Here is a 26104-nt window from a genome sequence, read left to right as displayed (position 1 = left end):
TGCAATCCATGGAATTGCCACTTGTTCTGTTCACGGTCCTCTCCCAGGCGGCCGTCGGCATGGTCCTCATGAGCGCCGTGCGCGGCGTCGCAGGCCACGGCGCCGGGAGCGCCCGCAACGAGTGGATGCTCGTCGCAGGCCTCATGGGACTCGGCATCGCCGCGTCCCTCTTCCACCTCGGCCACCCGCTGGAGGCATACCGCGCCCTGGCGCACCTGGAAAAGGCGTGGCTCAGCCGCGAGGTGCTCGCGGCGGGGGCCTTCCTGGCTCTGGCGGCCGGGGCGGCAGCCGCGGGCGGCGGCAGGGGCGCCCTGCTCTGGGGGGCGGTCGCGGCCGGCCTGGCCACGGTCCTGGCGTCCGGCATGACGTACGCTCCGCCCGCGTTTCCGGCCCTGAACAACGCCCTGCCCACGGTCTTCTTCCTGATTTCGGCCGTGGTCCTGGGCGCGGGCTTCGCCAGCTGGTTCGCAGGCCCCGGCAGTCAGGCGCTACTGGCGCGCATCTGTGCGACGGCGCTGGTGACGGGCCTGGTCGTGCGCCTGGCCGTGCCCTGCGTCTGGCTCTCGGGGGGCGAGGTCATGCGCCTAAGCGGCCTAGCCTGGCTCGGCTCACCGCTCTACTGGGCAAGCATCGCCGTCTTGGCGGCCTGCCTTGGGGTACTCGGGAAGAACCGGACCATCCCTGTCTGGCTCCCCATCCTGGCCCTGCTGGGCGAACTGGCCGGCCGCGCGGCCTTCTTCGCCGAAACGGTCCACACGGCCATGAACATCGGGAATCCATACTGATCCGACCGGGGCGGGGGGGCGACGCCGGCCCCGCCCCGGTCTTATGGACGTCCCTGTCATACTGATCCAGCAGATTGAAATCACAAGTTCGGTGCATTCTCCGCGCTACGCGATGCATCTCTTTGGCATGCATCCGGCCTGTCCGGACCGGAAACTTGGATAAATCGCGGTTTTCATGCCATCCCCCCCTTTCTCTCATCAGTAATTTTCTGTATCTTTGTCATACAGTCTAAGTAGTCCCCCCTATGCCGCTGTCGCACGCCCAGGGGGGATCGCCCGGGGTCGGGATCTCGCGAGGACGAAAGCTCTGAGTTCTGGGAACTGAACGGCATGAAAGGGTCATCTGAACCATCCACCATCCGGAGGCGGCAATGAAGAACATCCCCATTCGCGTGAAACTGATCGGCGGGATTCTGACCCTGCTGGCGGTAGTCTGTACAGGCCTGGGGTATATCGCCTACAACCGGGCCATGCAGGCAGTCCGCGGGCAGGTGGAGGAGAACATCACCCTGACGGCCAAAAGCGGCGCCAATCTGGTCCGCAGCCGCCTGGACTATCACCTCGCGGTCATGCAGGGCATCGCCAACCGACACGTCGTCAGGTCCATGGACTGGGAGCAGCAGCGGCCGGCCCTGGAAAATGAAACGGCCCGGCTGAAATACCTCGGCATGGGCGTCGTCTCCGCCGACGGCCAGGCCATTTACCCGGACGGTTCCACCGCCAACCTGGGCGACAGGGCGTATTTCAAGCAGGCCATGGCCGGCGAATCGCTCTTCTCCAGCGTCATCATCAGCAAAGTGACCAACTCGCCGGTCATCGTCCTGGCCACCCCGATCAAGGGTGACGACGGCAAAGCCCGCGCCGTGCTCATCGCCAGGCTCGACGCGACCATGCTGAGCGAAATCACCGACGGCATCAAATACGGCCAGAACGGCTACTCCTACATCATCGACGACAAGGGCGTGCTCATCGCCCACGCCAACCGTCAGTTCGTCCTGGACCAGAAGAACTTCCTCGAAGAAGGCAAGACCAACCCCGAATACGCGACCCTGTCGGCCATGTTCCAGCGCATGGTCAAGGGCGAGTCCGGTTTCGACCAGTACCCGTTCATGGGCAAGGACCGCTTCTTCGGCTTCGCTCCCATCGAAGGGACCGGCTGGTCCATCGCCGTGGGGGCCATGCAGGACGACGTGCTGGCCGCGATCTACCAGATGCGCTGGATGATCGCCCTGGCGTCCCTGGTCTTCTTCGCCATCGGCATCGGCATGGCCCTGATCATCAGCCGCATGGTCCTGCTCCCGGTCAGGAGCTGCGTGCATCTGCTCAAGGACATCTCCGAAGGCGAAGGCGACCTGACCAAGCGCCTGCCCGTCGAGACCCGGGATGAAATCGGGCAGCTGGCGCAATACTTCAACACCTTCGTCGAAAAGCTGCAGCGCATCATCTCCGAGATCGCGGGCAACGCCCAGACCGTGGCCTCCTCGGCCACGGAGCTTTCGGCCGTGAGCGGCCAGACCACGCAGAACGTGCGCTCCCTGTCGACCAAGACGTCCACGGTGGCCACGGCCGCCGAGGAGATGAGCGCCAACATCGCCTCGGTGGCCTCCGGTATGGAGGAGACCACGGCCAACCTCTCCTCCGTCGCCGCGGCCACGGAAGAAATGACCTCGACCATCGGCGAAATCGCCGGCAACACCGAACGCGCCCGCGGCACCACGGACAGCGCGGCGCAGCAGGTGGACAGCTTTGCGGGCGTGCTGCGGGACCTCGGGGCTGCGGCCCAGGAGATCGGCAAGGTCACGGAAACCATCGCCGCCATCTCCTCCCAGACCAACCTCCTGGCCCTGAACGCCACCATCGAGGCGGCCAGGGCCGGCGATGCCGGCCGCGGCTTCGCCGTGGTGGCCAACGAGATCAAGGAACTGGCCCAGAAAACGGCCGAAGCCACCAAGGACATCCGCGAACGCATCGGCGGGATTCAGGCCGCCACGGGCAGCGCAGTGAGCGACATCGGGCAGATCGTGCAGGTCATCGGCGAGGTCAACACCATCGTCACGGCCATCTCCGCGGCCATCGAGGAGCAGTCCGCCGTGACCCGCGAGGTGGCCGAAAACATATCGCAGGCCACGCAGGACGTGCAGGACGCCAACAGGCGCTCCTCGGAGATGTCCGCCGTGTCCAAGGACATCACGCGCGACATCACGTCCGTGGACGCCATCACGGGTGACATCCGCGGGGGCGGCGACCAGGTTCAGGCCAGCGCCGAGGAACTGTCCAGGCTGGCCGAACAGCTCAAGGGGCTCGTGAGCCAGTTCAAGGTCTAGACGCCACGGCAGGCTTGACGCGAAGGAAGGGCGCGGGAAGCCGGATGCCCGCCCGCCGCTCTGCGTGGCGGGAGCGGCCCGGACGTCTCAGAAGGGAAAGGCGGCTTTGTCGTTCGTCTTGAACTTCGTCTTGCGTTCATCTGGCTTCCTGGCCCGCCTGTGGACGGGGTTGGCGTCGACGCAGATGGCCTTGAAAGGCTTCGTCGGGCAGGCGTGCTCGCAAGCGCCGCAGCCCACACAGTAGTCCGGGATGACTTCGGGGACGACGAGGGGTTTGTTAGCGAGGTTCGGGTACGGCACCATGCGAACGGCCTTGGTCGGGCAGTGCTCGGAACATGCCCCGCAGCTGGTGTTGTCCGTTACCACGACGCAGTTTTCCCTGATGAACCTGGCCACGCCGATCTGAGTGAGCTTCTTGTCTTCCGGGGTCAGCGGCAGGATGGCCCCCGTCGGACAGACCTGTGAACAGAGCGTGCACTCGTAGTTGCAGAAACCGGCCCTGTTGTTCAGCCGGGGTTGCATGATCCCCTCGGGACCGTACTCCAGCAGGGACGGCGTGAGCACCCGCGACGGGCAGACGCTGACGCAAAGGTGGCAGGCCGTGCAGAGGGACGTGAATCGTCCGACGTCGACGGAACCCGGCGGCGAGACCGCCCCGCTGATGCCTTCGGGAACGGTCGTGGGCCGGGCCTGGAGGGCGGTCGCGTTGAGTCCTTCCGGGCCGGCAAGCCCAAGCAGGGACATGCGCACGAGAAAATCCCTCCTCCCCTGATCCGGCCCGGCGACAATTTTGCTCCTCCATGCATATTCGATGCGGGCCGCACCGTGGGGACAGGCGGCCAGGCAGTTGCAGCATGCCACGCAGCGGCTCGCATCGACGGTCAAGGACCGCAGGTCCAAGCAGCCGCCCTTGCAGGCCGTCTCGCACCGCCCGCATTCCCGGCAGGCGGCCGCGTCGAGTCCCACGCGCAGCGCCGACACCCTGGCCACGAGGCCCAGGACGGCCCCCACGGGGCAGACGGTGTTGCAGTACCTCCGCCCGCGCGTGGCCGCGAGCCAGACCACGAGTCCCAGCAGCGCCAGGGCGAGGCCCGCGGACAGGGGCGAAACCGCGCCCCACCCCGCGCGGGCGAGGGTGTACAGGCCGAACTGTTCCAGCCCGGCCGCAGCCAGATTGGTGGCCAGGATGACGACGGGGCGGACCAGGTGGGCCATGATCCGGCCGAAGCCGCTGAAGGGGTCCAGCACGTCGAGCGGCAGACCGATGCCGACTGCCAGCGGCAGCGCCGTGCAGGCCAGCAGGATGTAGCGCAGCGTCCTTTCCGGTTTGGTGAAACGGTAACCGGCCTTCCGCCGCAGCTTGCGGGCCGCGAAGCCGACCGCGTCCTGCAGGGTGCCGAGCGGACAGATCGTGGAGCAGTAGACACGGCCCGCCAGGACGGTCAGAACAGCGACGGCAAGCCACCCCGCCGCGCCCGGGGCCGGCCCGTGTGAGAAGCTCAGCAGCGAGGGGACGAACTGCAGGAACAGGACGCCACGTGAGAACGCCGGGGGCAGCGAATTCCCCGGATCGAGGAAGACCAGGGCGGTCAGGGCGAGAAAGATCGCCGAAACGGCCACGCGGGCGGCCTTCAGACGCCGGAATCGCATGGGCTCACATCACGATGCGGTTGATGGCCAGGGAACCCAGATCCATGCTCCCGAGCCTCATCTCCGCCGCCAGCCTGATGTGACCGATATCGGCCGGCGGGGTCCCGAAGAGCATGGCCGCCGCCGTGTCGGCCGCCACCGGGTCCGTGGAGACGACGAGGGCCTTCATGTTCTCGACGTCGGCGGCGGACACGCCGCGCGGGCCGTTCTGCCGCATCACGTTCCAGGCGTCGACGACGGTCAGGTCCGGCCGGCGCAGGTTCAGGAAATCGGCGATGCACTGGTGCAGGTCGTTGCGATGCCAGTAGCCGCGATCCCAGACCACGCCCATGAGGTTCTTCATGCCGATGGTCAGCATGGTGGAACTGTGGTGCTTGAGGACCGGAACGTTGATGAACACGTCCGCCTCCAGCAGGAGTTCGTGCACCATGGCCTCGGCCAGCCGCCGGCCGCCCGGCACGGTCACGCGCTGGTAGTATCCTTCGCTGTCGCCGGAAACGATCCGGCCGCCGGCGTCCGCGACGGCCCGCTCGATGCCGCTGTTGCGGTAGCAGCGGGCCCAGGCGTCGCAGGTGTGGTCGAAGACCGACACCTCCCGCGCCCCGGCCTGCAGGCAGTGCTCGACGATGCGTCCCACGAGCCTCGGGTTCGTGTTGCCGCCCCGGTCCGGCGACACGTCCCAGCCGATGTTCGGCTTGACCAGCACCCTGGCGCCCTTGGGCACGAAGACTCCCATGCCTCCGAGGGAGGCCATGGCCCGGTCGAACATTGCATCGGGCTCCCCTCCCCGCACTGCGACGAGGTCGTACAAAGGGGCCTGTCGCGCTGTCGCGGCCAGGAGTCGGCGATGTCCGGGCGTCAGCGTCGATCCGGCTACGATGACCCCACCTATGGCGGTCTTGAGAAAGCGGCGGCGATCCATGGAAAACCTCGCGAGGGGTTGGGGTTCACGGCCAGGGATGTCCTTCCTTTTCCTGACGTGTACGACGGAATCGCCCGACACGCCAGAGGACCGGTCGACCTTACGCCCGGTGCCGCTCTTTCCGCTTTACGCCATTCCCTGGTTCATGGAATGAAGCAGCATCTCAGGCCGTCATCCCGGAGGCTCCATGGGCATTCGCCACAAGCTCCTCATTCTGTTGCTGCTGATTTCCCTGATCCCCCTCCTGGCCGTTGGGGTCGGGATCAAGAGGGACCTGGCCCGGCTGGGTGAGGAACTGGCCGCGCGCAGCGCCGCGGTTCTGATCCGCAAGGCCCACAGCGGCCTGCAGCGCATCGTCGAGGACCACGCGCGCATCCTGAGGCGCGAAAAACAGCTTCTCGAATCCAGTGCGCTCTTCATGGCGTCCAAGGTCGAAGGCATCATCTACGGGCACGAACACTCCGCCACGGACCAGGAGTTTACGGCGACCGCGGACGAGATGCGGACCGCCGGCGAAGCCTACTACTTCCTGCACATGCACGGCCGCCAGAATCTCGATGTCGACTTTGACGCTCTGGAAACCCGGCCGGGATCGACTGCGCCGCCCGCTCTCGACGAAGCGGCCGTTCGCGACATGCTCCTGCCCCTCATGAAGCGGATGAAGTTTCGCTACCCCGAGCTCGTGCTCTGGGTCGACATGACCCTGGCCGACCGCATGGGAATAACCTACCCCAAATCCACATCGGACCGTTACATGCGGGAGCCCCTTTACGAGGCTGCGCCGTCGCGACTTCCCGACAGGGTCGTCTGGTCGCGCCCGCGGACGGATGCGCGAACCCGTCTGCTCGTCTTCAACGTCACGGCCCCCATCAAGGATCCCGCGGGGAAGATCCGGGGGGAGGTCACCATCGTGGTCCCCATCAGCGCCCTGCTCCACAAGAGCATGCACCTCGACATCTATTCCGACAACGCCGTCTCGCTGGTCGTCATCCCCGAGGACGGACCGGCGGCCCTCGGCGGCCGGCTCAAGGTCATCGCCCAGGAACAGGACCAAGAGTCCATGCGCGATCACTGGCGGACGCCCGAGAGTGACACCTGGCTCGCATCCGGCGATGCCGAGCGGTACGCCATGATGATGGACACCCTGCGCGGCGCCAGCTCCGGAGTGACGGACATGCCGCACGCCGGACGCGACACGCTGTGGGCCTACGCCCCCGTGGAGCCCGGGGGGACGTCCCTCGTCATCCTGGTCCCCAAGGCCGACGTCGTGGCCCAGGCGCAGACGGCCAAGGCGTTCATCCTCGGCCAGATCGGCAATCACGACAGGAGAATGGGCCTCACCGTCCTGGCGGTGGGGCTGGTCGTCATGTACCTGGCCTTTTTCCTGTCGAAACTGTTCACGCGGAAAATCTCGTCGCTGGCGAACGCCGTCGGCAGGGTCGCCGGGGGCGACTTCACGGCGCGGGCCGAGGTGCGCGGCAACGACGAAATCGAACGCCTGGGCCGGGCATTCAACGGCATGGTGCCTGAACTCAAGGAACGCATGGCCATCAAGAACGCCCTCGAAGTGGCGCAACAGGTCCAGCAGAGCCTCTTGCCCGCCGAAAGCCCGCATTTCCACGGGCACGACATCGCCGCCCTGAGCGAGTACTGCTTCGAAACCGGCGGCGACTACTTCGATTTCATCCCGCGCCGGACCGGCGACGGCGAAAGCCTCGTCGTCGCGGTCGGCGACGTCAGCGACCACGGCATCCCCTCGGCCCTGATGATGGCCTCGGCCAGGGCGTACATCCGCAGCCACGCGGCCTCGGACGAGCGGCTGGACGTCGTCGTGCGGCGGGTCAACGAGCTCATCTCCGACGACATGCACCAGACTGGCCGCTTCATGACACTGTTTCTCCTGGAATTGACGGGCCACGGCGCCGTCCGGTGGGTCAGGGCCGGGCATGACCCTGCGCTGCTGTACGACCCTGCAGGCGACAGGTTCGAGGAGCTTGCCGGCGGCGGGCTCCCCCTGGGCGTCATCCGCGACGCGGCCTTCGAGCTGCGCGAGCACCCGCGCCTGCCGCCCGGCCGGATCATCGTCATCGGCACGGACGGGATATGGGAGACGACCTCCCCGGAAGGCCTCATGTTCGGCAAGGAACGCTTCAAGGACGTCATAAGGGCCAATCGGAACGCCGATGCGGCCGCCATGGTCCGCGCCATGGTCGCCGCCCTGAACGAATTCCGGGGCGCCGCCAAGAAAACGGACGACATGACCGTCGCCGTGGTGAAAATCCCGCCGGCAACATGCGCCCTTCCATGAACGCACGGTGCGGCATGTCGACGACTCATCACCGCCAAGGTCAATGCGGTCATATTCGCCTGGAGCGTCCCTGATTGACCAAGTGGATCGAGGACCGCTCGGGCACGGAAACCCAGGAACTGGCCGAATGGGCCAACCAGTTCGTCGGCCGGGTCCACAGCATCATCAAGGACGTGGCGCCACTCCGCCAGGCCACCGAGGAGATCAGGGGCAAGACCGAGCCCCTGGCCGGCCTGGCCGGCAATCTCGACGGCATGGTCAGCCGGTTCAAGATCTAGGGCGCATTCCCGACCGAACCACGCAGCAACGGGGAGGAAGCCGAGCGGCTGCCCTCCCCGTTGCCATTCTCCATTGCCAGAAGTTAGATGCTCAGCCCCAGACAGCCCCGTACATAAACCCCGAGAACGTGGCCATGACGATGACCAGACTGACGAATGCTACGGTCTTCTTTGCGCCCATGATGCTGTTGATGACCAGCATGCTCGGCAGGCTCAGGGCCGGACCGGCCAGGAGCAGGGCCAGGGCCGGGCCCTTGCCCATGCCCGCCCCGATGAGCCCCTGCAGGATGGGCACCTCGGTCAGGGTGGCGAAGTACATAAAGGCCCCGGCGAAGGAGGCGAAGAAGTTGGCCCGAATGGAGTTGCCGCCCACGGCTTTGGCCACCCACTCCGAGGGGATGAGTCCCTCGTAGCCCACCCGGCCCAGCAGCGCGCCCGCGATGAGCACGCCGAAGAGCAGCAGCGGCAGAATCTGCTTGGCGAACCCCCAGGACGACGAGAACCAATCCCCGACCTCGCCCTCGTCGGTGCTGGTGAAGGCTGACAGGCCGACGACGCCGGCCGTGAAGGCCAACAGGGGCTGCTGCGGAAAAGCGAGCGCGAGCAGAACTACGGGGACGGACGCGACGCCGACTTTCCAGGGCCGTACGCTGAACCAGGCCACGAGCATGGCGCCCAGAGCCACGGAAAAGGCCGAAGTCAGTATCCACTTGGCTCCAAAAATGGCGGCCCAGACTCCGGAATCGGTCTGCGGCGCACCCCAGTTGGCGAAAACCAGGATGGCGACCATGGAGGCGAAATACAGAGCGTTCTGCCACAGGGGGCGCTTCACGTCCTCGTCCAACATGGCCATCTGCATGACCTGCCGCTCGGCCTCTTCCCTGCGGAAGAAAAAGTGCATCAAGAGGCCGATGAGCACGCTGAAGAGGATGGCCCCCACGGCGCGGGCGATGCCCATTTCAGGCCCGAGAACGCGCGCGGTCATGACGATGGCCAGCACGTTGATGGCCGGGCCGGAATAGAGAAACGCGCAAGCCGGGCCAAGACCCGCGCCCATGCGATAGATGCCGGCGAAAAGCGGCAGCACCGTGCAGGAGCATACTGCCAGAATGGTGCCCGAGACCGCCGCCACTCCGTAAGCCAGAACCTTGTTTGCCTTAGCCCCCAGATATTTCATGACCGAAGCTTGACTGACGAAGACCGAAATGGCTCCGGCAATGAAGAAAGCCGGTATCAGACACAGAAGCACGTGCTCCTGGGCGTACCATTTGACGAGGTGAAACGCTTCGAGGATGGCGTTGTCAAAGCGCTGCGTGCCCACTGGCAAATAAAAACAGGCCAGAAATACGACCACGATAATGGCCAGCGGCTTCCACTCTTCTTTCCAGTTCATGACAAACCCCTATTTGATTTGCGGCCGGTCCGAGAAGCCGGTCATTGAAAGATGTTCCAGAGCGCGCGTCGACAGCACCGCCTCCACGCAATGGATGAAATTCAAAACGCACGGGACCTTGAGGCTGTAGTAGACCTGCTTGCCCCGCTTCTCGTCCTGCACGATCCCGGCCTGCTTGAGCACGTTCAGGTGCTTGGACACCGTCGAGAAATCGGCGTCGATAACCTCGGCGAATTCGCAGACGCACTTCTCGCCCGATTCCAGTTCCTCGACCATCCACAGACGGGTCGGATGAGCCAGGGCCTTGAGCACGTTGGCCTTGGCCTCGAAAAATTTTTTGTCGTCAACTTTCATTCACCCTCCTTCATTTGCACGAATGACCAAATATGCAAACTGTACGATCTCGTCAAGTGGCCAGTGAAGACTTCCGGCACAGACGAACTTATGGACCGACGCATGCTGGAAAAGAATTGACGCCGACAACACTTGGCAATATTGCCAAGCATAAAAATGAGGAATCCCATGCTCATGCACCTTTGCCCGACCCGGGAAGAATTCGAGGCCCGCGCCAAAGTCATGAAAGCCCTGGCCCATCCGACCCGCCTCATGATGATTGAGGAACTCTCACGGGGTGAGCGCTGCGTCTGCGATCTGCGTGACCTCGCAGGATGCGACCTGTCAACGGTCTCAAAGCATCTCGCGCTGCTGAAGGACGCGGGCATCGTCGAGGACGAGAAGCGGGGCAAGCAGGTCTACTACCGTCTGCGGGTGCCCTGCGTGCTGAATTTCTTCCACTGCCTGGATTCGGTGCTCACGGCCCGAGACCGGCTGGGCTGATTCTTGGCCGTTTCGCCAAATCATCATTCAACCCCTATGGAGCTGTCATGAAAAAAGTTCACGTCATGGGCCCTGGTTGCCCCAAGTGCACGGAAACCTACAAGATCATCGAGGCGGCCATCGCCGAATCCGGGGTGGAAGCCAGCCTGGAAAAGGTGAGCGACTTCACCGAGATCGCCAAGTTCGGCGTGTTCACCACCCCGGCCGTGGCCGTTGACGGCACGGTCAAGGTCATGGGCAAGGTGCCCAAGAAGGCCGATGTGGTGGCCTGGCTGAAGGCATGACACTCGTCCCTAGCGATGCGCTCCGCGCCTCATGGCCCCGGATACTGCACCGCCAGGGACCGAGAAAGGACCGCATCGCGCTTCGACTCCAGAAGTCCTCTACGCTCAATCGAATAACCGGGGTTCCCATGAAAATCCTTCGCCTTCTCCTCGCCGTCCTCTTCCTTGCCTCCGCGGGCCATGCCGTTGCCGCCCCGTCCCCGCTCATCTCCGGCGATCCCCAGGAAGTGCCCCTCAAGGGCATGGTCACCATGGTGGACATAGGCGCCAAAGCCTGCATCCCGTGCAAGATGATGATCCCGGTCATCGAGTCCCTGTCCGCAGAGTACGAAGGACGGGCCGGCATCGTTTTCATCGATGTCTGGAAAAACCCCAAGGAGGCCGAGAAGTTCGGCATCCGCGCCATCCCGACCCAGATCTTCTATGACAAGGACGGCAAGGAGGTCATGCGCCACGAAGGCTACTTTTCCAAAGAAGAGATCATCAAGGTTCTGACCAAGCTCGGGGTACAATGATGGATCAGTTCCTGATCCTCATCCACGAATGGATGGGGTCCGGCGTGGGCCTGGCGGCCGTGGGCTGTTTCCTGTGGGGCGTGGTCAGCGTGCTCTTCAGCCCATGCCATCTGGCCTCCATCCCGCTCATCGTCGGCTACGTGGCGGGTCAGGACAAGCTGGTGGAGGGGCGCCAGGCCGCGCTCTACGCCGGCCTCTTCACCACCGGGCTGTTCCTGACCATCGCGGCCATCGGCGCGATCTGCGCCCTGCTCGGCCGTATGCTCGGCGACGTGGGCCCGTACTGGACCATCGTCGTGGGGCTCATTCTCCTGTGGGTGGCCATGGACATGCTCGGCGTGGCCAAGTGCTCCATGGGCGGCAGCCTCATGGGCCGCTTCAGGCTGCGCGGCATGGGCGGAGCCTTCGTTCTCGGCCTGGCCTACGGCATCCTGTCGGGCTCCTGCACCTTCGGCTTCATCGCCCCCATCCTGGCCGTCATCACAGTCCAGGAAAAGGTCATGACAGGCATCCTGCTTATCGTCCTCTTCGGCCTGGGGCATTGCATTCCCATCGTCATCGCCGGCAGTTCCACCGCTTTGGTCCGGCGCCTCATGGCCAACGCATCCTGGCAGCGCGGCGGCACGGCCTTCCGCCGTCTGGCCGGGGTCCTGATCGGGCTCATGGGCGTCTATTTCATTGTCCGCCCCTTTTTGGCCGCCTGAATCTGCGGAAATATGCAGCCAGGCCCGCGGTCGCTGCGGACAGTTCCGCATTGACATATCTGCCTATGCGGATATGGAAATAGCATGATGCCAGCTTCCGATTCTTCTTGTCGCCTGCACTCTCCCCCCGGGCATGTCCGGCCTGGGAGTCACTCGCCACATATCCCGGCGCACCTGCCGCGCCGCCTCAACGCCCAGTCTTCCCCCCGATCCAACGCCCGTCCGCTCATTTCAACGATGTCCGCACAACTGTGCGAATACCTACACAACCCAGGTTGCGAGTTCATGACTACGGCAAAAACCTTTTCAGTATTTCACGGAGGTGCTGAAAAGCCGACACCATAAATCCCCTTCCCCAGCGCAACCCAACGGAGGAGAACACGATGAGGATCTTGCCCAAGGAAGACTTGCTGGTGCGCATGCAGCGCGATCTCGCGCGCTCCCTGGCAGGCGACCATGCGTCCATCAAATGGGCCATGGTCATCGACCTGGCCAAATGCGTGGGCTGCCATGCCTGCACCGTGGCCTGCGTGGCCGAGAACAAACTTCCGCCCGGCGTGGTCTACCGCCCGGTGACGGAAGAGGAGATCGGCACCTACCCCAACGTACGCCGCCGGTTCGTGCCCCGGCCCTGCCTGCAGTGCCAGAATCCGCCCTGCGTCAAGGTCTGCCCTGTCCAGGCCACCTACAAGGACGCCCAGGGCGTGACCGTCATGGACTACGAGCGCTGCATCGGCTGCCGCTACTGTCTGGTGGCCTGCCCCTACGCGGCCAGAACCTCGGATTTCGGCGAGTGGTACACCAAGGGAACGCCCGAGGAACCGGGCAAGATCGTCGGCAGAGCCGCCTGCTCCGACAGCTATGAGCGGCAGCCGGCCAAGGAGTATGGCAAAGAGTGGCCCGAGAGAGGGCGCAGCTCGCCCATCGGCAACGCCCGCAAGTGCCATTTCTGCAAGCACCGTCTGGCCGAAGGCATGCTTCCGGCCTGCGTGACCACATGCATCGGACGCGCCACTTTTTTCGGCAACCGCAACGACCCGGGCAGCCTCATTTCAGAGCTTGTGGCCGACCCGAGGGTCTTTGTCCTCAAGCCGGAGCTGAGCACCGAGCCGGCCGTGTACTACCTGAAGTAAGGAGGCCCCATGAAATACAAGCACTTCATACCTCTGCTCATCCTGGCCCTGGCCGGACTGGCCGTCGGGGCCATCGGAATGGTGGACAGGCTCCAGCACGGCCTGAACCCCACTGCCTTGGGCTCCTACATCCCCTGGGGGCTTTGGGTCGCCTTCTACCTGCTCTTCCTGGGCCTGTCCGCCGGAGCGTTCCTGGTGACCATCATGACCTACGTCCTGGGCATGAAACAGTTCGAACACATCGGCCCGCTCTCGGCCTTCGTGGTCTTGGTGGCGCTCATCTGCGAGGTGCAGTTCATCCTGCTCGACCTGGGCCAATGGCACCGTGCCCTGTACCAGTTCTTCCTCACTCCGAGCTTCACCTCGCTTATGACCTGGATGTTCGTGCTCTTCATGGCCATGCTCGTCGTCTACGCCCTGAAAACCTTCTTCCTGATCCGCGGCGATCTGGTGCGTTGGTCACAGAATCCTGAAAAGGGCGGCCTGCGCGGGCTTTACGGACTGCTGGCCTTCGGCAAGACGGAATACACCAGCGCCGACCGTGAAAAGGACATGCACAAGGTTCACCTGCTGGCCAAGATCAGCCTGCCCGTAGGCCTCATCTTCTACGGCACCAACGGCGCGTTCTTCGCGGTCCTGCTCAGCCGTCCGGTCTGGAACAGCGCCCTGACCCCGCTCCTTTTCGTGGTCGCGGCCCTGCTCTCCGGCGGCGCGCTCATCGCCTTCCTGACCTACATCTTCCGGCAGAGGGATCCGCTGAACCCCGACGGCCTGTGCTACGAGGACCGCATCTGCCTGGATCTGGGCAAGGTCATCCTCTTCCTGTTGATCGTCTTTCTGGCCCTTGAAGGCATGCAGTTCTTCGTCGGCTACCAGACCGCCACCATCGCCGTGGTCACCAGCCTCGACCTCATCGTCAAGGGGCCGCACTGGTGGGTGTTCTGGATCGTGCACCTCCTGATCGGCAGCCTCGTCCCGCTGCTCCTGCTCATATTCCGCGCCAAAGACGTGAAATCCGTGGCCCTGGCCTGCTTCCTGATCTTCATCACCTTCGCGGCCGTGCGCTACAACTTCGTCATCCCGGATCTGGCCGTGTACAAGCTCGAAGGTCTGGAAGCCGCCTTCGCCCACCCGCGCCTGAGCACCGACTACGTGCCCAACCTGAACGAGTGGCTGGTCAGTCTCTGGATCATCTCGACCGGACTGGTGGTCATGCTCCTGGGCACGCGCTTTCTCCCCATCGTCACCGAGAACGGAGGTACCGACCATGCCTAGCAAGGCCACCAACAAAACCCCCGCCCCGGCTGCCAGCGGGGTGGATCGCAGAGACTTCCTCAAATACACTGCCCTCATCGGAGGTTCCGTGGCCGCGTGCGGAGCCATAGGCCCATTCCTGGGCACGGTGAAAGAAGCCGACGCCACCATTCTCGGCAGTTCGGCGTACTCCCACCACAAACCCGAGAACCAGCTCTATTCCTGCTGTCAGCAGTGCAACACCAACTGCGGCATCAAGGTCAAGCTGCGCGACGGCGTGATCGAGAAAATCGAGGGCAACCCCTACAACCCCTTCAACATGACGCCCCAGATTCCGGAGAACACTCCCATCGGTGAGGCGGCCCTGATCGAAGGATCCCTCTGCCCCAAGGGCCACGCCGGCATACAGACTCTGTACGATCCCTACCGCATCGTGCAGGTCCTCAAGCGCACGGGCAAGCGAGGCCAGAACAAGTGGAAGACGGTCCCCTTCGGCCAGGCCGTTCAGGAGATCGTCGAAGGCGGGGACCTCTTCGGCGAGGGCCCGGTGGAGGGCCTCAAGGACATCGTAACCCTGCGCGACCCGAAGGTCGCCGCGGCCCTGGCCGACGACGCCAAGCTCGTGGCCGGCAAGAAGATGACCATCGATGAGTTCAAGGCCAAACACGCAGACAATCTGCACCATCTCATCGATCCCGACCATCCGGACCTGGGGCCCAAGAACAACCAGTTCTGCTTCAACTGGGGCCGCATCAAGAACGGCCGCGGCGACATGATCAAGGATTTCTTCAGCAAGGCCTGCGGCTCCGTGAACTACCACGGCCACACCACGGTCTGCCAGGGCTCCCTGTACTTCTCGGGCAAGGCCATGAGCGACCAGTTCGACGAGGGCAAGTTCACCGGCGGCAGCAAGTTTTACTGGCAAGCGGACACGGGCAACGCCGAATTCTGCATCTTTGTCGGCGCCAACCCCTTCGAAGCCAACTACGGCCCCCCCCTGCGCGTGCAGAAGGTCACGGAAGGAACCGTCGACGGGCGCATGAAGATCGCGGTCATCGACCCGCGCTGTTCCAAGACCGCGTCACGGGCCTGGAAATGGCTGCCCGTGGAACCGGTCAACGGCGTCCCGGCCATCGCCATGGCCATGATCCAGTGGATCATCGACAACAAGCGCTATGACGCCCGCTACCTGGCCAACGCCAACAAGGGCGCTTCAAAGAAGGATAACGAGCCGACCTGGAGCCAGGCCGCCTGGCTGGTCAAGATCGGCGAGGACGGCACACCCGGCAAATACCTGCGCGGCTCGGAGCTGGGGCTGGCGAAGGAGATCCGGCCGGCCAAGAAGGAAGGTGAGTGGGAGTTCGACGCCTTCGCGACCCTGTTTGAAGGCCAGCCCGTGTTCTTCGACCCCAATGACGAGGCCAACCCCGTGGAAGGCGAACTGTTCGTCGACACGGTGCTGGAGAACGGCATGCGGGTGAAGAGCGTGCTGCAGATCATCCTCGAAGAGTCCAAAACTAAATCCATTGAGGAGTGGTGCGCCATTGCGGGCGTGCCCACCGATGACATCATCGAGATCTCCAAGGAATTCACCAGCCACGGCAAGAAGGCCGTGGCCGATCTGCACCGCGGCGTGTCCCAGCACACGGGCGGGTTCTACAATGTATGTGCCTGGTACGTGGTCAACGCCCTCATCGGCAACACGGGCTGGCAGGGGGGCCTGTGCAAGGCGACGACGCACAACTACACAGGCGACCGTCCGGGCAAGCCCTTTGACATGACCAAGCAGTACAAGGGCGGCATCAAGGGCTTCGGCGTGAACATCATCCGTCACAGCGCGGTCTACGACAAGACCACCCTCTTCGAGGGCTTCCCGGCCAAACGCACCTGGTACCCCTTCGCCACGGACATCTACCAGGAGGTCATCCCCAGCATCGGGGACATGTACCCCTACCAGATCAAGGCCCTGCTCCTATACATGGGCGCGCCCAACTACTCCCTGCCCTCGGGGCACACCCTGGCCGAAATCCTGAGCGACACCAAGAAGCTGCCGCTCTTCATCGCCTCGGATATCGTCATCGGTGAAACGAGCCTGTACGCGGACTACATCTTCCCCGACACCACCTACCTGGAACGCTGGGAATTCCCCGGAGCGCACCCCTCGGTGGCGCCCAAGGTCTTCCCCATCCGCCAGCCCGTGGTGGCGCCCCTCACGCCAAGCGTCACGGTCTTCGGAGAAGAGATGGCCATGAACATGGAGTCCATGATCCTGGCTTTCGCTGAGAAACTGGGCGTGCCTGGTTACGGGGATGACGTCTTCGGTCCGGGCAAGCCCATGAAGCGCGAGGAGGACATGTACCTGCGCATGGTCGCCAACGTGGCCTTCGGAGACAAGGAGGACGGCTCGGACAAAGTGCCCGCGGCCGACGCCGAGGAAATCCGCATCTTCGTGGAGTCCAGGCGGCACCTGCCCAAGACGGTCTTCGACGCGGACCGCTGGAAGGCCATCGTCGGCGAGGAGCTCTGGCCCCACGTGGTCTACGTGCTGAACAGAGGCGGCCGCTTCCAGGGCTACGCCCAGGCCTACAAGAACGAGCAGTTGGCCAACGCCTACAACAAGATGCTCGGCCTCTACTTCGAAAACATGGTCACCACCAAGCACTCCATGACCGGCAAGCCCTACAAGCCGCATGCCGCCTTCATGCCCGGCCCCACGGACTGCGCGGGCAACCTCATCGACGACCGGACGGCCGGGTTCGACATGACACTCATCACCTACAAGTTCATCACCCAGACCAAGAGCCGGACCATCGGCAACTACTGGCTGAATGCCGTCTATCCGGAGAACTTCGTCGAGATATCCACCAGTGACGCCCGGCGCATGGGCCTCCAGAACGGCGACATGGTGCGCATTGTTTCCGCCACCAATCCCGAAGGCGTCTGGGACCTGGGCAACGGAACCAAGATTCCCATGACCGGCAAGGTCAAGGCCCTGGAGGGCATCCGCCCCGGCGTGGTCGCCTTCTCCCTCGGGCACGGACACTGGGCCCAGGGCTCCATGCCGTTCGAGATCGACGGCAGGCCCATTACCATGGACGCGCGGCGCTCCAAGGGCTTCCATGCCAACGCAGCCATGCGCGTGGACCCCATTCTGGGCAACACGACCTTAAGTGACGTGGTCGGCGGCAGCGCCGTCTTCTACCAGAGCCAGGTCAAGCTGGTGAAAGCATAACCCTCGAAAAAAAGGGGGGCCGTTACGAACGGCCCCCGTTTTTTCTTTCCGACGAATAACGGTTACTTCATCAGCAACAGGCTCAAAGCCATGACCACCATGCCGCCCACCAGGCCGAAGAGGCTGTCGTGGCCCTGGCCGTCTTGGGACACGCGGCGTTCTTGCCGATGTCCCAGACAGATGAGCTTTTGCCGTGCAGCATGTCCGACTCGGCCTCGGACGGTATCTCATGGGGGTTGGTCTCTTCGGGGATAAGATTGTCGATGAGGGCGATCAGGAGCATGCCGCCGAAAAACGAGGCCGCGTTGACCCAATGACCGGCTGGATCGCCGTAATGCCGGACCAGCGATTCCTGGCCCTTGAAAAAAATCTCGACGAAGGAGACGTAGAGCATCACCCCTGCCGAAAAACCCGTGGCCACGGACAAAAAGCGGTAGCTCGACAACTTGGCCGTGAAGGCGATGATGCTGCCGATACCCGTCGCCAGGCCGGCGAAAGCCGTCAATCCCAGAGCAAACCAGACCTCGTTCATGCACCCCTTCCTTGCAGTGACTGGAAACGGGGGCCTGCCGGTGGCAAACGCCGCCCACCTCCCGTTATCCGGCTCATGAATTTTTACTCCCTTGCAGAACTACGCCCAGAGCCCGCCAGGGCACAAAAGAATTTCAGGGCTTGACATATCCGCCTATCCGAATATGTCTTCGGACATGGAAAGAACCGCCGAAATCCTGAAAGCCCTGTCCGACCCCACCCGGCTGCGAATCGTCTCGCTCCTCCGCCACGGAGAACTGTGCGTGTGCGACCTGACGGAAGCCCTGCAAATACCGCAGTCGACCGTGTCCAGGCACCTGGCGTCCCTGAAGAACGCGGGCTGGGTCAAGGCCCGCCGCAGCGGGAAGTGGATGCACTACCTCCTGCTGGAAGAGGTTTCATCGCTCCAGACGCGAATCGCCGGAATCCTCAAGGAAGAGCTGCCCCTGCACGCCGCCTGCCGGGACGACGACCGGCGCTATTTCGCCTATCTCGCCGTCAAACCGTCGCAGTCCTGTGACTGATAACCCATAAAGAGGACCCCATGACCGAATCCGTCATCCGCAAACTCTCCTTTCTGGACCGCTACCTGACCCTGTGGATCTTCCTGGCCATGTTCGTCGGCGTGGGGCTTGGCTACCTCACCCCCGGCGTGAAGGACGTCATCAACGCCTTTCAGGTCGGAACCACCAACATCCCCATCGCCATCGGCCTCATCCTCATGATGTACCCGCCCCTGGCCAAGGTGAAATACGAGGAGCTCGGCCAGGTCTTCCGCAACGGCCGCGTCCTGGCCCTGTCCCTGGTCCAGAACTGGGTCATCGGGCCCATCCTCATGTTCCTGTTGGCTATCGCCCTGCTGTCCGGCTACCCGGAATACATGGTCGGCCTCATTCTCATCGGCCTGGCCCGCTGCATCGCCATGGTCATCGTTTGGAACGACCTGGCCAAGGGCGACACGGAGTACTGCGCGGGCCTGGTGGCCTTCAACTCCATCTTCCAGGTCCTCTTCTTCTCGGTCTACGCCTGGGTCTTCATCACCATTCTGCCCGGCTGGTTCGGCATGAAGGGCATGGAAGTGGACATCTCCATGGGCCAGATCGCCGAGAGCGTCTTCATCTACCTGGGCATACCCTTCCTGGGCGGCATGATCACCCGCTTCGTGGGCCTGAAGACCAAGGGCAAGGACTGGTACGAAAAGGTCTTTATCCCGAGGATCAGCCCCTTCACGCTCATTTTCCTCCTCTTCACCATCCTGGTCATGTTCTCCCTCAAGGGCGAGTACATCGTGCAGCTGCCCATGGACGTGGTGCGGGTGGCCATCCCCCTGACCATCTACTTCCTGGTCATGTTCCTGGTGTCCTTCTACCTCTCGGCCAAGGCCGGGGCGACCTACGAGCAGTCCACGACCTTGAGCTTCACGGCGGCATCCAACAACTTCGAGCTGGCCATCGCCGTGGCCATCGCCGTGTTCGGCATCAACTCGGGGCAGGCCTTCGCCGCGGTCATCGGGCCCCTGGTCGAAGTTCCGGTGCTCATCGGCCTGGTCGGCGTGGCCCTGCGCTTCAAGGAAAAATACTTCCCCCACGCCGTGGCCACCCTGCAGGGCGTCTGTCACGTGCGGGTCAAACCCAAGGCCTGAGGTTTCCTATGCGAATCCTTTTCTTATGCACCGGCAACTCCTGTCGCAGCCAAATGGCTGAAGCGTGGACCAAGCATCTCAAAAAGGGATCGATAGAGGCCAGTTCGGCAGGAGTCGTCCGGCACGGCATGAATCCGTACGCCGTGCGCGTGATGGAGGAAGCTGGGGTGGACATGTCCGGCCACTCGTCCAAGACCCTGGACGACCTGCCGAGCCTGGAGTTCGACGCGGTGGTCACGCTGTGCGGGCACGCTAGCGAAACGTGCCCCTTCTTTCCGGGGCGTGCCCGCCGGGTGCACCGCGGCTTCGACGACCCGCCGAGCCTGTGCGCCGGCATGACGGACGAGGAGGAGATCCTGTCCGTCTACCGCCGGGTGCGCGATGAGATCCGGGAGTTCGTGAGCGGGTTGCCCGGCTCTCTGGATTGATCCGCAGAGAAAGCACCCCGCGACGCCGCAGGCGGCAGGGATGCGTGCAGGCCCAAAAAAGCGGGGCGCCCAGGCAAACGCATGGGCGCCCCGCATCCATTTCGCTCAGTTCATTTGACGACGATCAGCTCATACTCCCGGGTGCCAATCCCGATCTTTTCCGCATGCTCCAGGCAGGATCGCCATTCCGATTGGGGCGTGCAGTTTTTGAAGTGGTCCTGGTGGTCAAGGAAGTCGAGCTTCGACATGTTCTCAAAGAGATGGCTCCCCGGAAGCGGCTTGGCCTGCATGCAGGCGTCCACGCAGGCCTGGTCCAGGGCCAGCGGGTCGAAGGAGGCGAACATGCCCAGGTTGGGCAGGATGGGCACGTCGTTTTCCCCGTGACAATCGCAGAAGGGTGAGACGTCGACGATCAGGGAAATGTGGAAGCACGGACGACCGTCTACCACCGCCTTGGTGTATTCCGCCATGCGCCGGTTCAGGAGTTCGTTGGCCGCGAAGTTCGTGAACGCTATGGCGTCGAAATTACACGCCCCGAGGCAGCGGCCACAGCCGACGCAATTCTCCTCGTTGACACGCATCTTTTTGACGTCCTCCTCAAAGAAGAGCCCGTCGTTGGCGCATTCCTTCAGGCAGGCCATGCAGCCGCGGCACTTCGCCTCGTCGATGGACGCCTTGCCGCCGCTGTGCTGCTCGGTCTTGCCGGCCCGGGAGCCGCAGCCCATGCCGATGTTCTTGATGGTCCCGCCGAACCCGGTCATCTCGTGGCCCTTGAAGTGCGTCAGGCTGATGAACACGTCGGCGTCCATGACGGCCCGCCCGATCTTGGCCTGCTTCACGTACTCCCCGCCTGCCACGGGTACCGCGATATCGTCCGTTCCCTTCAACCCGTCGCCGATGAGGATGGGACAGCCGACGGAGAGCGGCGTGAACCCGTTTTCCCAGGCGCACTCCAGGTGCTCCAGGGCGTTCTTGCGCTTGCCCGGGTACATGGTGTTGCAGTCCGTCAGAAACGGCTTGCCGCCCAACTCCTTGACCACGTCGGCCACGGCCTTGGCGTAGTTGGGACGGAGGTAGCTGATGTTGCCCAGTTCGCCGAAATGCAGCTTGATGGCCACGAACTTCCCGTCCATGTCGATCTCCCCGATCCCGGCCTTCCTGATCATCTTCTTGAGCTTGGTGGGCAGGCCGTCACCAAAGGCCACCGTGCGGAAATCGGTAAAATATACCTTCGCTTTCTCCATTTTCACTCACCTTCTTTTCCAACATTTTGATTGCACGGGACGCCGCGGCGCATCGGTCGCGAAAATTGCGTCACCACCCCGTCCTCGCACGACCTCATGCCGGCTGTCTTCACTTATGAAGCGGAAAAAATCAAAGCCCGAGAAGAAGCACCCCACTCATCGTTCACTCGAAGCGCGCGTTGCGGCTGACGTTTATCCGGAAATGTTGATATGAGACCAAGAATTACGTATCGTTGACTCTACCGATTTTGCCACGGGGCGGGCTCTGCCCGCTGCCGATGGTTCGTGCGGGGAACGAGAAACAGGACGCGACGACGGCCCTGACCCCCCGAGGCCGCATCGCCCGGGAGTCCGTTCCGAACCTCATCGTATGGATGCGGTGCGATACGACAATGCGGGTATGCAACGCCACACTGGCATAACGGAGGTACCACTATGAATAATTGTCTGAAGATCATGAAAATCATGCTGTGCGTGCTGCTGGTCGCGTCTTTCGTGGGCTGCGCCGGAACAAAGACGCGCGAAAGCACCGGACAGTACATCGACGATTCCGCCATCACGACCAAGGTCAAGGCCGCCATATTCGCCGAAGAGTCCCTGAAGACGCTGCAGATCACGGTGGTCACGTTCAAGGGCGTCGTGCAGTTGAGCGGTTTTGTCGACTCCGCGGCCAGCGTCAACAAGGCGGGCCAGGTCGCCCGCGGCGTCAAGGGGGTGAAGTCGGTCAAGAATGACCTCGTGGTCAAATGACCCCCGGCTGAACATACACGCCGGACAGCCCGGCATCACGCGGGATCGCCGACCGGCGATCCCGCGGGCACGTGATATGGCTGCCGGGCCCCCAACTCTCGCGCTGCATGAGGAGAACACATGCCCGCATCAAAAGAAAAAAAACTTGAAATGCTCCGTTCCATGCTCCTGGCCCGAAAATTCGAGGAGGAGCTGACGGAGCTGTGCAAAATCAAGAACAAGATTCCGGGGATGATGATCTTGTGCACGGGCCAGGAGGCCGTCGGCGCCGGGGTCTGCGCCGCCCTGGAGGCGGAGGACGTCATCATCACCAACCACCGCAGCCACAGCCACCTGCTGGCCAAGGGCGCGGACCCGAATCTGCTGATGGCCGAAATCTTCTGCAAGAGGACGGGGTGCAACAAGGGCAAGAGCGGCACGCTGCACCTGGCCGTGCCGGAGGTCAACGCGCCCTGCACGACCACCGTGGTCGGCGGAGGGCCGCCCATCGCCGTGGGCCGGGCCTTTGCCCAGCAGTACAGGGGCGAAAAGCGCGTGACCGTCTGCTTCATCGGCGACGGTGCGGCCAACGAGGGCTCCGTGCACGAGGCCATGAACCTGGCCAGCGTGTGGCGCCTCCCGGTCGTCTTCGTCTGCGAGAACAACGTCTACGCCGGCGCCCAGCGCTACGAGGAGCACACCAGGGCCGCCAATATCGCCGACCGGGCGGCCGGATACGCCATGCCCGGCGTGGTGGTCGACGGCAACGACGCCGCGGCGGTCTACGACTCGGTCAGGGAGGCCCGCCAGCGGGCCCTGGCCGGAGAGGGCCCGACTCTGATCGAATACAAGACCTACCGCTGGCGGGGCCACGGCGAAAACGACACGCAGCTCTACCAGCCCAAGGACGAGATCGCCCGCTGGCAGGCCGCGTGCCCCATTCCGAGGCTGCGCGCCGACATGCTCGCCGAGGGGCTCGTCACCGCGGACGAGGTCAGGGCGATGGAGGCGCAGGCCGAGGCCGTCGTGCAGGAGGCCATCCGCTTCGCCGAGGAGAGCCCCTACCCGGAACCCCACGAGGCCCTCGAAGACGTCTTTGCCTGAAGCAACCGGAACGCACACAAGGAGCCGCAATGCAGCACTTAGGAATGGGACAGGCCGTGAACCAGGCCCTGCGCGAGGAAATGATCCGGGACTCGGGCGTCTTCATCGCCGGCGAGGGCGTCGGCGTGAGCATCCACGACAGCCCCATGCTCCCCACGCACGGGCTGCTGGCGGAGTTCGGGCCAACGCGCGTCAGGGACACGCCCGTCTCGGAAGCGGCCATCGCGGGGCTGGCCGTGGGCGCGGCGGAAGCGGGGCTTAAGCCCGTGGTGGAGATCATGTTCAACCCGTTCTTCACCCTGGCCTCGGACATGATCGTCAACCACGCCGCCAAACTGCGCTACCTCTCGGGCGGCAAGTCGTCCTTCCCGCTGGTGGTGCGCATGAAGTCCGGGGCGGGCTTCGGCGCCGGGTGCCAGCACTCCCACAACCTGGAGGCCTGGGTCGCCCACTGCCCGGGCCTGAAGGTGGTCATGCCCTCCACGCCGGCCGACGCCAAGGGGCTTCTCAAGTCCGCCATCCGGGACCCCAACCCCGTGGTCTTCATCGAGGACATGATGCTCTACTTCGCGCCGGGGCCGGTCCCCGAAGGGGAGTACCTGATCCCCATCGGCCAGGCCGACGTCAAGCGGCCGGGACGGGACGTGACCGTGGTCACCTGGTCCAAGATGCTCGGCGTGGCCCTGAGGGCGGCCGAGACGCTGGCCGCCGAGGGGATCGAGGCCGAGGTCGTGGACCTGCGCACCCTGTCCCCCCTGGACACGGAGACCATCCTTGCCTCGGTGCGCAAGACCGGCCGCCTGGTCGTCCTGCACGAGGCCTGCCGCACGGGCGGCTTCGCCGGGGAGGTGGCGGCGGTGGTCATGGAACAGGCGTTCGAGAGCCTGAGGGCCCCCCTGCGGCGCGTGACCGGTCCGGACATCCCGGTCCCGGCCAGCCCGCCCCTGGAGCGCTTCTACATTCCGGACGAAGGGCAGCTGATCGCGGCGGTGAAGGAAATCGTCTGAAGTCCCCGCACATCCTCCCCGACCGGGAAGAAGGCCGCACCGCGGTCATGCCCCGCAGGTCGGAACGATGAGACGCGCAAAGGCCGGCATTACGCTTCATCGCGTTGCCGGCCTTTGCGCGTGCAGGCCCTCCGTCGCTGCCGGCACGGCCTTGGGTCCACACCAACAGTTTTTTTGCGCGCGGGGCGAAGCGGAAACATCCGACTGGACAAACCCGCCCGGCATCGTTTTTGATGGCCGCCAACGAAACAAGGAGCTCCCATGCGTTACATCCACCACCCCCACACCGACCCGGCCTTCAACCTCGCCGCCGAGGAATGGCTGCTGCGCAACACGGACGAGGACATCTTCATGCTCTGGCGCAACCACCGGGCGGTCATCGTCGGGCGAAACCAGAACACCGCCGCCGAGATCGACGAGGCCTACGTACGCGAGCACGACATCACGGTCATCCGTCGCATGACCGGCGGCGGGGCCGTGTTCCACGACCTGGGCAACGTCAACTTCTCTTTCATCCAGCTCGGCAGCCAGAGCCGGCACCTCGACTTCCACCGCTTCACGGCCCCCATCCTCGAAGCCCTGCGGGCCATGGGCGTGGACTGCCGGTTCGAGGGGCGAAACGACCTGACCATCGACGGCCTCAAATTCTCGGGCAACGCCCAGCTCATCGAGAAGGACCGCGTCCTGCACCACGGCACCCTGCTCTTCTCGGCCCAGATGGCCGACCTGTCCGGTGCCCTCAAGGCCAACCCGCTCAAGTTCGAGGACAAGGCGGTCAAGAGCGTGAAGAAGCGGGTCACGAACATTTCGAGCCACCTGCCCGCACCCATGGACGTCGAGACCTTCATCTCCCGCGTCATGGACCACGTCTCGGGCGGCGCCCCCGGCCACGCCCTGGGCCTGCGCCCCGATGAAGAGGCGGGAATCCGCGAACTGGTGCGGGCCAAATACGGCACCTGGGACTGGAACTTCGGGGCCTCGCCGGACTACGGCATCGCCCAGTGCCGCAAAACTCCGGGCGGGCTGGTGGAGGTCCACCTGGACGTGCATCACGGCCGCATCCGCGCCGCCCGCATCTTCGGGGACTTCTTCGGCGTGCGCCCGGTGGCCGAACTGGAGGCTTTGCTGGCCGGATGCCGCCACGAGCGCGCGGACATCCAGGGGGCCCTGGAGGGCGTGCGGACGGAGGACTACATCCGCGACCTGGACGAGGAGGCCTTCCTGGACTGCCTGTTCTGATCGGCCGGGTGTTCGGATTCGGAGCGATGTTCCCGAGCCGAACACTCCGGAACACCCCGGACGCACCCGCAAGGCCGCAAATCGCCGCCTGCTCGATGCTCCGCGGGAAGCGCCCGCGTGGCCCGCTCCTTGCTCATTCTTCCATACGATCATCAATCAACCTCTATGGAGTATCGTATGGAAGCAGCAGAAAAGGCCGCCATCGCCCTGTCCAAGATGCAGACGGAATCGGGCGACGTGTTCAAGAACTATCTGGCGTTCACCAAGACCATCTCCGAGTTCGGCCCCATCGACCACAAGACCCAGGAGATGATCCTCATCGCCTGCGCCCTCATGTCGCAGTGCGAACAGTGCATATCCATCCACGTCCAGAACGGCGCGGCCGCCGGCCTTTCGCGGGAGGAAATCCTGCAGGCGGCCATGCTGGCCATCTCCATGGGCGGCTCGCCCAAGATGATGTATATGCGAAACGTGTTCGAGGAGATCGAGGATCTTTTCGGCTAGACAACCAGCGGGCCGCTGCGGCGGCCCCGAACCCTGCAGGCAAGGAAGACCCGGCGT

Annotated in this window: 25 protein-coding genes; 19 read left to right on the top strand and 6 right to left on the bottom strand. The window is 64.0% G+C overall.

Annotation, left to right across the window (positions count from 1 at the left end; all coding sequences use genetic code 11):
• Positions 1–8 precede the first annotated feature (8 nt).
• Positions 9–785 carry a dimethyl sulfoxide reductase anchor subunit family protein gene (locus tag ACZ5AC_RS04625; RefSeq protein WP_464249785.1) on the top strand — a complete coding sequence of 259 codons (777 nt, stop codon included), beginning with the start codon at positions 9–11 and terminating at the stop codon, positions 783–785.
• 371 nt (positions 786–1156) lie between these two features.
• Positions 1157–3109 carry a methyl-accepting chemotaxis protein gene (locus ACZ5AC_RS04620; protein WP_464249784.1) on the top strand — a complete coding sequence of 651 codons (1953 nt, stop codon included), beginning with the start codon at positions 1157–1159 and terminating at the stop codon, positions 3107–3109.
• Positions 3110–3196: 87 nt separating this feature from the next.
• On the opposite strand, the gene ACZ5AC_RS04615 is transcribed toward ACZ5AC_RS04620, so the two are convergent.
• Together ACZ5AC_RS04615 and ACZ5AC_RS04610 are read right to left on the bottom strand one after the other, a co-directional pair.
• Positions 3197–4759 (bottom strand): 4Fe-4S binding protein, encoded by a 1563-nt coding sequence (locus ACZ5AC_RS04615; RefSeq protein ID WP_464249783.1) that lies wholly within the window; start codon positions 4757–4759, stop codon positions 3197–3199.
• Positions 4760–4763: 4 nt separating this feature from the next.
• Positions 4764–5681, bottom strand: coding sequence for a DUF362 domain-containing protein (locus tag ACZ5AC_RS04610; protein WP_464249782.1), 918 nt, complete (start codon positions 5679–5681; stop codon positions 4764–4766).
• 187 nt (positions 5682–5868) lie between these two features.
• Here ACZ5AC_RS04610 and ACZ5AC_RS04605 point away from each other — a divergent pair, with 187 nt between their 5' ends.
• Entirely contained in the window at positions 5869–7989 is a 2121-nt protein-coding gene (locus tag ACZ5AC_RS04605) for a SpoIIE family protein phosphatase (RefSeq protein ID WP_464249781.1), read from the top strand.
• A 74-nt stretch (positions 7990–8063) separates the two neighbouring features.
• Positions 8064–8267, top strand: coding sequence for a hypothetical protein (locus ACZ5AC_RS04600; protein WP_464249780.1), 204 nt, complete (start codon positions 8064–8066; stop codon positions 8265–8267).
• Positions 8268–8358: 91 nt separating this feature from the next.
• Here ACZ5AC_RS04600 and ACZ5AC_RS04595 read toward each other — a convergent pair whose 3' ends face one another.
• Positions 8359–9660: a permease gene (locus ACZ5AC_RS04595; protein ID WP_464249779.1), complete on the bottom strand. Its 1302-nt coding sequence runs from the start codon at positions 9658–9660 to the stop codon at positions 8359–8361.
• Between the two features lie 9 nt (positions 9661–9669).
• The gene (locus tag ACZ5AC_RS04590) at positions 9670–10014 is read right to left on the bottom strand and encodes an ArsR/SmtB family transcription factor (RefSeq protein WP_464249778.1); all 345 of its coding nucleotides are present in this window, start codon (positions 10012–10014) and stop codon (positions 9670–9672) included.
• Between the two features lie 168 nt (positions 10015–10182).
• Here ACZ5AC_RS04590 and ACZ5AC_RS04585 point away from each other — a divergent pair, with 168 nt between their 5' ends.
• The 7 genes from ACZ5AC_RS04585 to ACZ5AC_RS04555 all read left to right on the top strand — a co-directional run bounded on the left by ACZ5AC_RS04585 (position 10183) and on the right by ACZ5AC_RS04555 (position 17619).
• Positions 10183–10497, top strand: a complete 315-nt coding sequence (locus ACZ5AC_RS04585) for an ArsR/SmtB family transcription factor (protein ID WP_464249777.1) — start codon at positions 10183–10185, stop codon at positions 10495–10497.
• 47 nt (positions 10498–10544) lie between these two features.
• The gene (locus ACZ5AC_RS04580) at positions 10545–10781 is read left to right on the top strand and encodes a thioredoxin family protein (RefSeq protein ID WP_464249776.1); all 237 of its coding nucleotides are present in this window, start codon (positions 10545–10547) and stop codon (positions 10779–10781) included.
• Positions 10782–10909: 128 nt separating this feature from the next.
• Complete coding sequence (locus tag ACZ5AC_RS04575) at positions 10910–11296, top strand: thioredoxin family protein (RefSeq protein WP_464249775.1); 387 nt, start codon at positions 10910–10912, stop codon at positions 11294–11296.
• Positions 11296–12000: a cytochrome c biogenesis CcdA family protein gene (locus tag ACZ5AC_RS04570; protein ID WP_464249774.1), complete on the top strand. Its 705-nt coding sequence runs from the start codon at positions 11296–11298 to the stop codon at positions 11998–12000. Before ACZ5AC_RS04575 ends, ACZ5AC_RS04570 begins: the two co-directional genes overlap by 1 nt.
• Before the next feature lie 383 nt (positions 12001–12383).
• The gene (locus ACZ5AC_RS04565) at positions 12384–13133 is read left to right on the top strand and encodes a 4Fe-4S dicluster domain-containing protein (protein WP_464249773.1); all 750 of its coding nucleotides are present in this window, start codon (positions 12384–12386) and stop codon (positions 13131–13133) included.
• Between the two features lie 9 nt (positions 13134–13142).
• Positions 13143–14408: an NrfD/PsrC family molybdoenzyme membrane anchor subunit gene (nrfD, locus tag ACZ5AC_RS04560; RefSeq protein WP_464249772.1), complete on the top strand. Its 1266-nt coding sequence runs from the start codon at positions 13143–13145 to the stop codon at positions 14406–14408.
• Positions 14401–17619, top strand: a complete 3219-nt coding sequence (locus ACZ5AC_RS04555) for a molybdopterin-dependent oxidoreductase (RefSeq protein ID WP_464249771.1) — start codon at positions 14401–14403, stop codon at positions 17617–17619. Before nrfD ends, ACZ5AC_RS04555 begins: the two co-directional genes overlap by 8 nt.
• A gap of 82 nt (positions 17620–17701) precedes the next feature.
• Here ACZ5AC_RS04555 and ACZ5AC_RS04550 read toward each other — a convergent pair whose 3' ends face one another.
• Positions 17702–18151 carry a ZIP family transporter gene (locus tag ACZ5AC_RS04550; RefSeq protein WP_464249770.1) on the bottom strand — a complete coding sequence of 150 codons (450 nt, stop codon included), beginning with the start codon at positions 18149–18151 and terminating at the stop codon, positions 17702–17704.
• Between the two features lie 175 nt (positions 18152–18326).
• Between ACZ5AC_RS04550 and ACZ5AC_RS04545 the strand changes: the two genes are divergently transcribed.
• From ACZ5AC_RS04545 to ACZ5AC_RS04535, 3 genes are read left to right on the top strand one after another with little or no spacing between them, the layout of a single operon-like run.
• Entirely contained in the window at positions 18327–18674 is a 348-nt protein-coding gene (locus ACZ5AC_RS04545) for an ArsR/SmtB family transcription factor (RefSeq protein WP_464249769.1), read from the top strand.
• Between the two features lie 20 nt (positions 18675–18694).
• Positions 18695–19792: an ACR3 family arsenite efflux transporter gene (arsB, locus tag ACZ5AC_RS04540; RefSeq protein WP_464249768.1), complete on the top strand. Its 1098-nt coding sequence runs from the start codon at positions 18695–18697 to the stop codon at positions 19790–19792.
• Positions 19793–19800: 8 nt separating this feature from the next.
• On the top strand, positions 19801–20220 hold the full coding sequence (locus ACZ5AC_RS04535; protein ID WP_464249767.1) for an arsenate reductase ArsC: 420 nt from the start codon (positions 19801–19803) through the stop codon (positions 20218–20220).
• Positions 20221–20330: 110 nt separating this feature from the next.
• Here ACZ5AC_RS04535 and ACZ5AC_RS04530 read toward each other — a convergent pair whose 3' ends face one another.
• Entirely contained in the window at positions 20331–21464 is a 1134-nt protein-coding gene (locus tag ACZ5AC_RS04530) for a DUF362 domain-containing protein (RefSeq protein WP_464249766.1), read from the bottom strand.
• A 435-nt stretch (positions 21465–21899) separates the two neighbouring features.
• On the opposite strand from ACZ5AC_RS04530, the gene ACZ5AC_RS04525 reads away from it, so the two are divergent.
• From ACZ5AC_RS04525 to ACZ5AC_RS04505, 5 genes are all read left to right on the top strand, one after another.
• Positions 21900–22214: a BON domain-containing protein gene (locus tag ACZ5AC_RS04525; protein WP_464249765.1), complete on the top strand. Its 315-nt coding sequence runs from the start codon at positions 21900–21902 to the stop codon at positions 22212–22214.
• 120 nt (positions 22215–22334) lie between these two features.
• Positions 22335–23297, top strand: a complete 963-nt coding sequence (locus ACZ5AC_RS04520; RefSeq protein WP_464249764.1) for a thiamine pyrophosphate-dependent dehydrogenase E1 component subunit alpha — start codon at positions 22335–22337, stop codon at positions 23295–23297.
• A gap of 29 nt (positions 23298–23326) precedes the next feature.
• A complete protein-coding gene (locus ACZ5AC_RS04515; RefSeq protein WP_464249763.1) occupies positions 23327–24304 on the top strand; it encodes an alpha-ketoacid dehydrogenase subunit beta in 978 nt (325 codons plus the stop codon).
• 261 nt (positions 24305–24565) lie between these two features.
• On the top strand, positions 24566–25543 hold the full coding sequence (locus ACZ5AC_RS04510) for a lipoate--protein ligase (RefSeq protein ID WP_464249762.1): 978 nt from the start codon (positions 24566–24568) through the stop codon (positions 25541–25543).
• Positions 25544–25720: 177 nt separating this feature from the next.
• Entirely contained in the window at positions 25721–26047 is a 327-nt protein-coding gene (locus tag ACZ5AC_RS04505; protein ID WP_464249761.1) for a carboxymuconolactone decarboxylase family protein, read from the top strand.
• Positions 26048–26104: the final 57 nt, after the last annotated feature.

The organism is Desulfomicrobium aestuarii, assembly GCF_055385525.1.
Note: the sequence above shows the minus strand (reverse complement) of the source record. Positions and strands in the feature narration are given on the sequence as shown.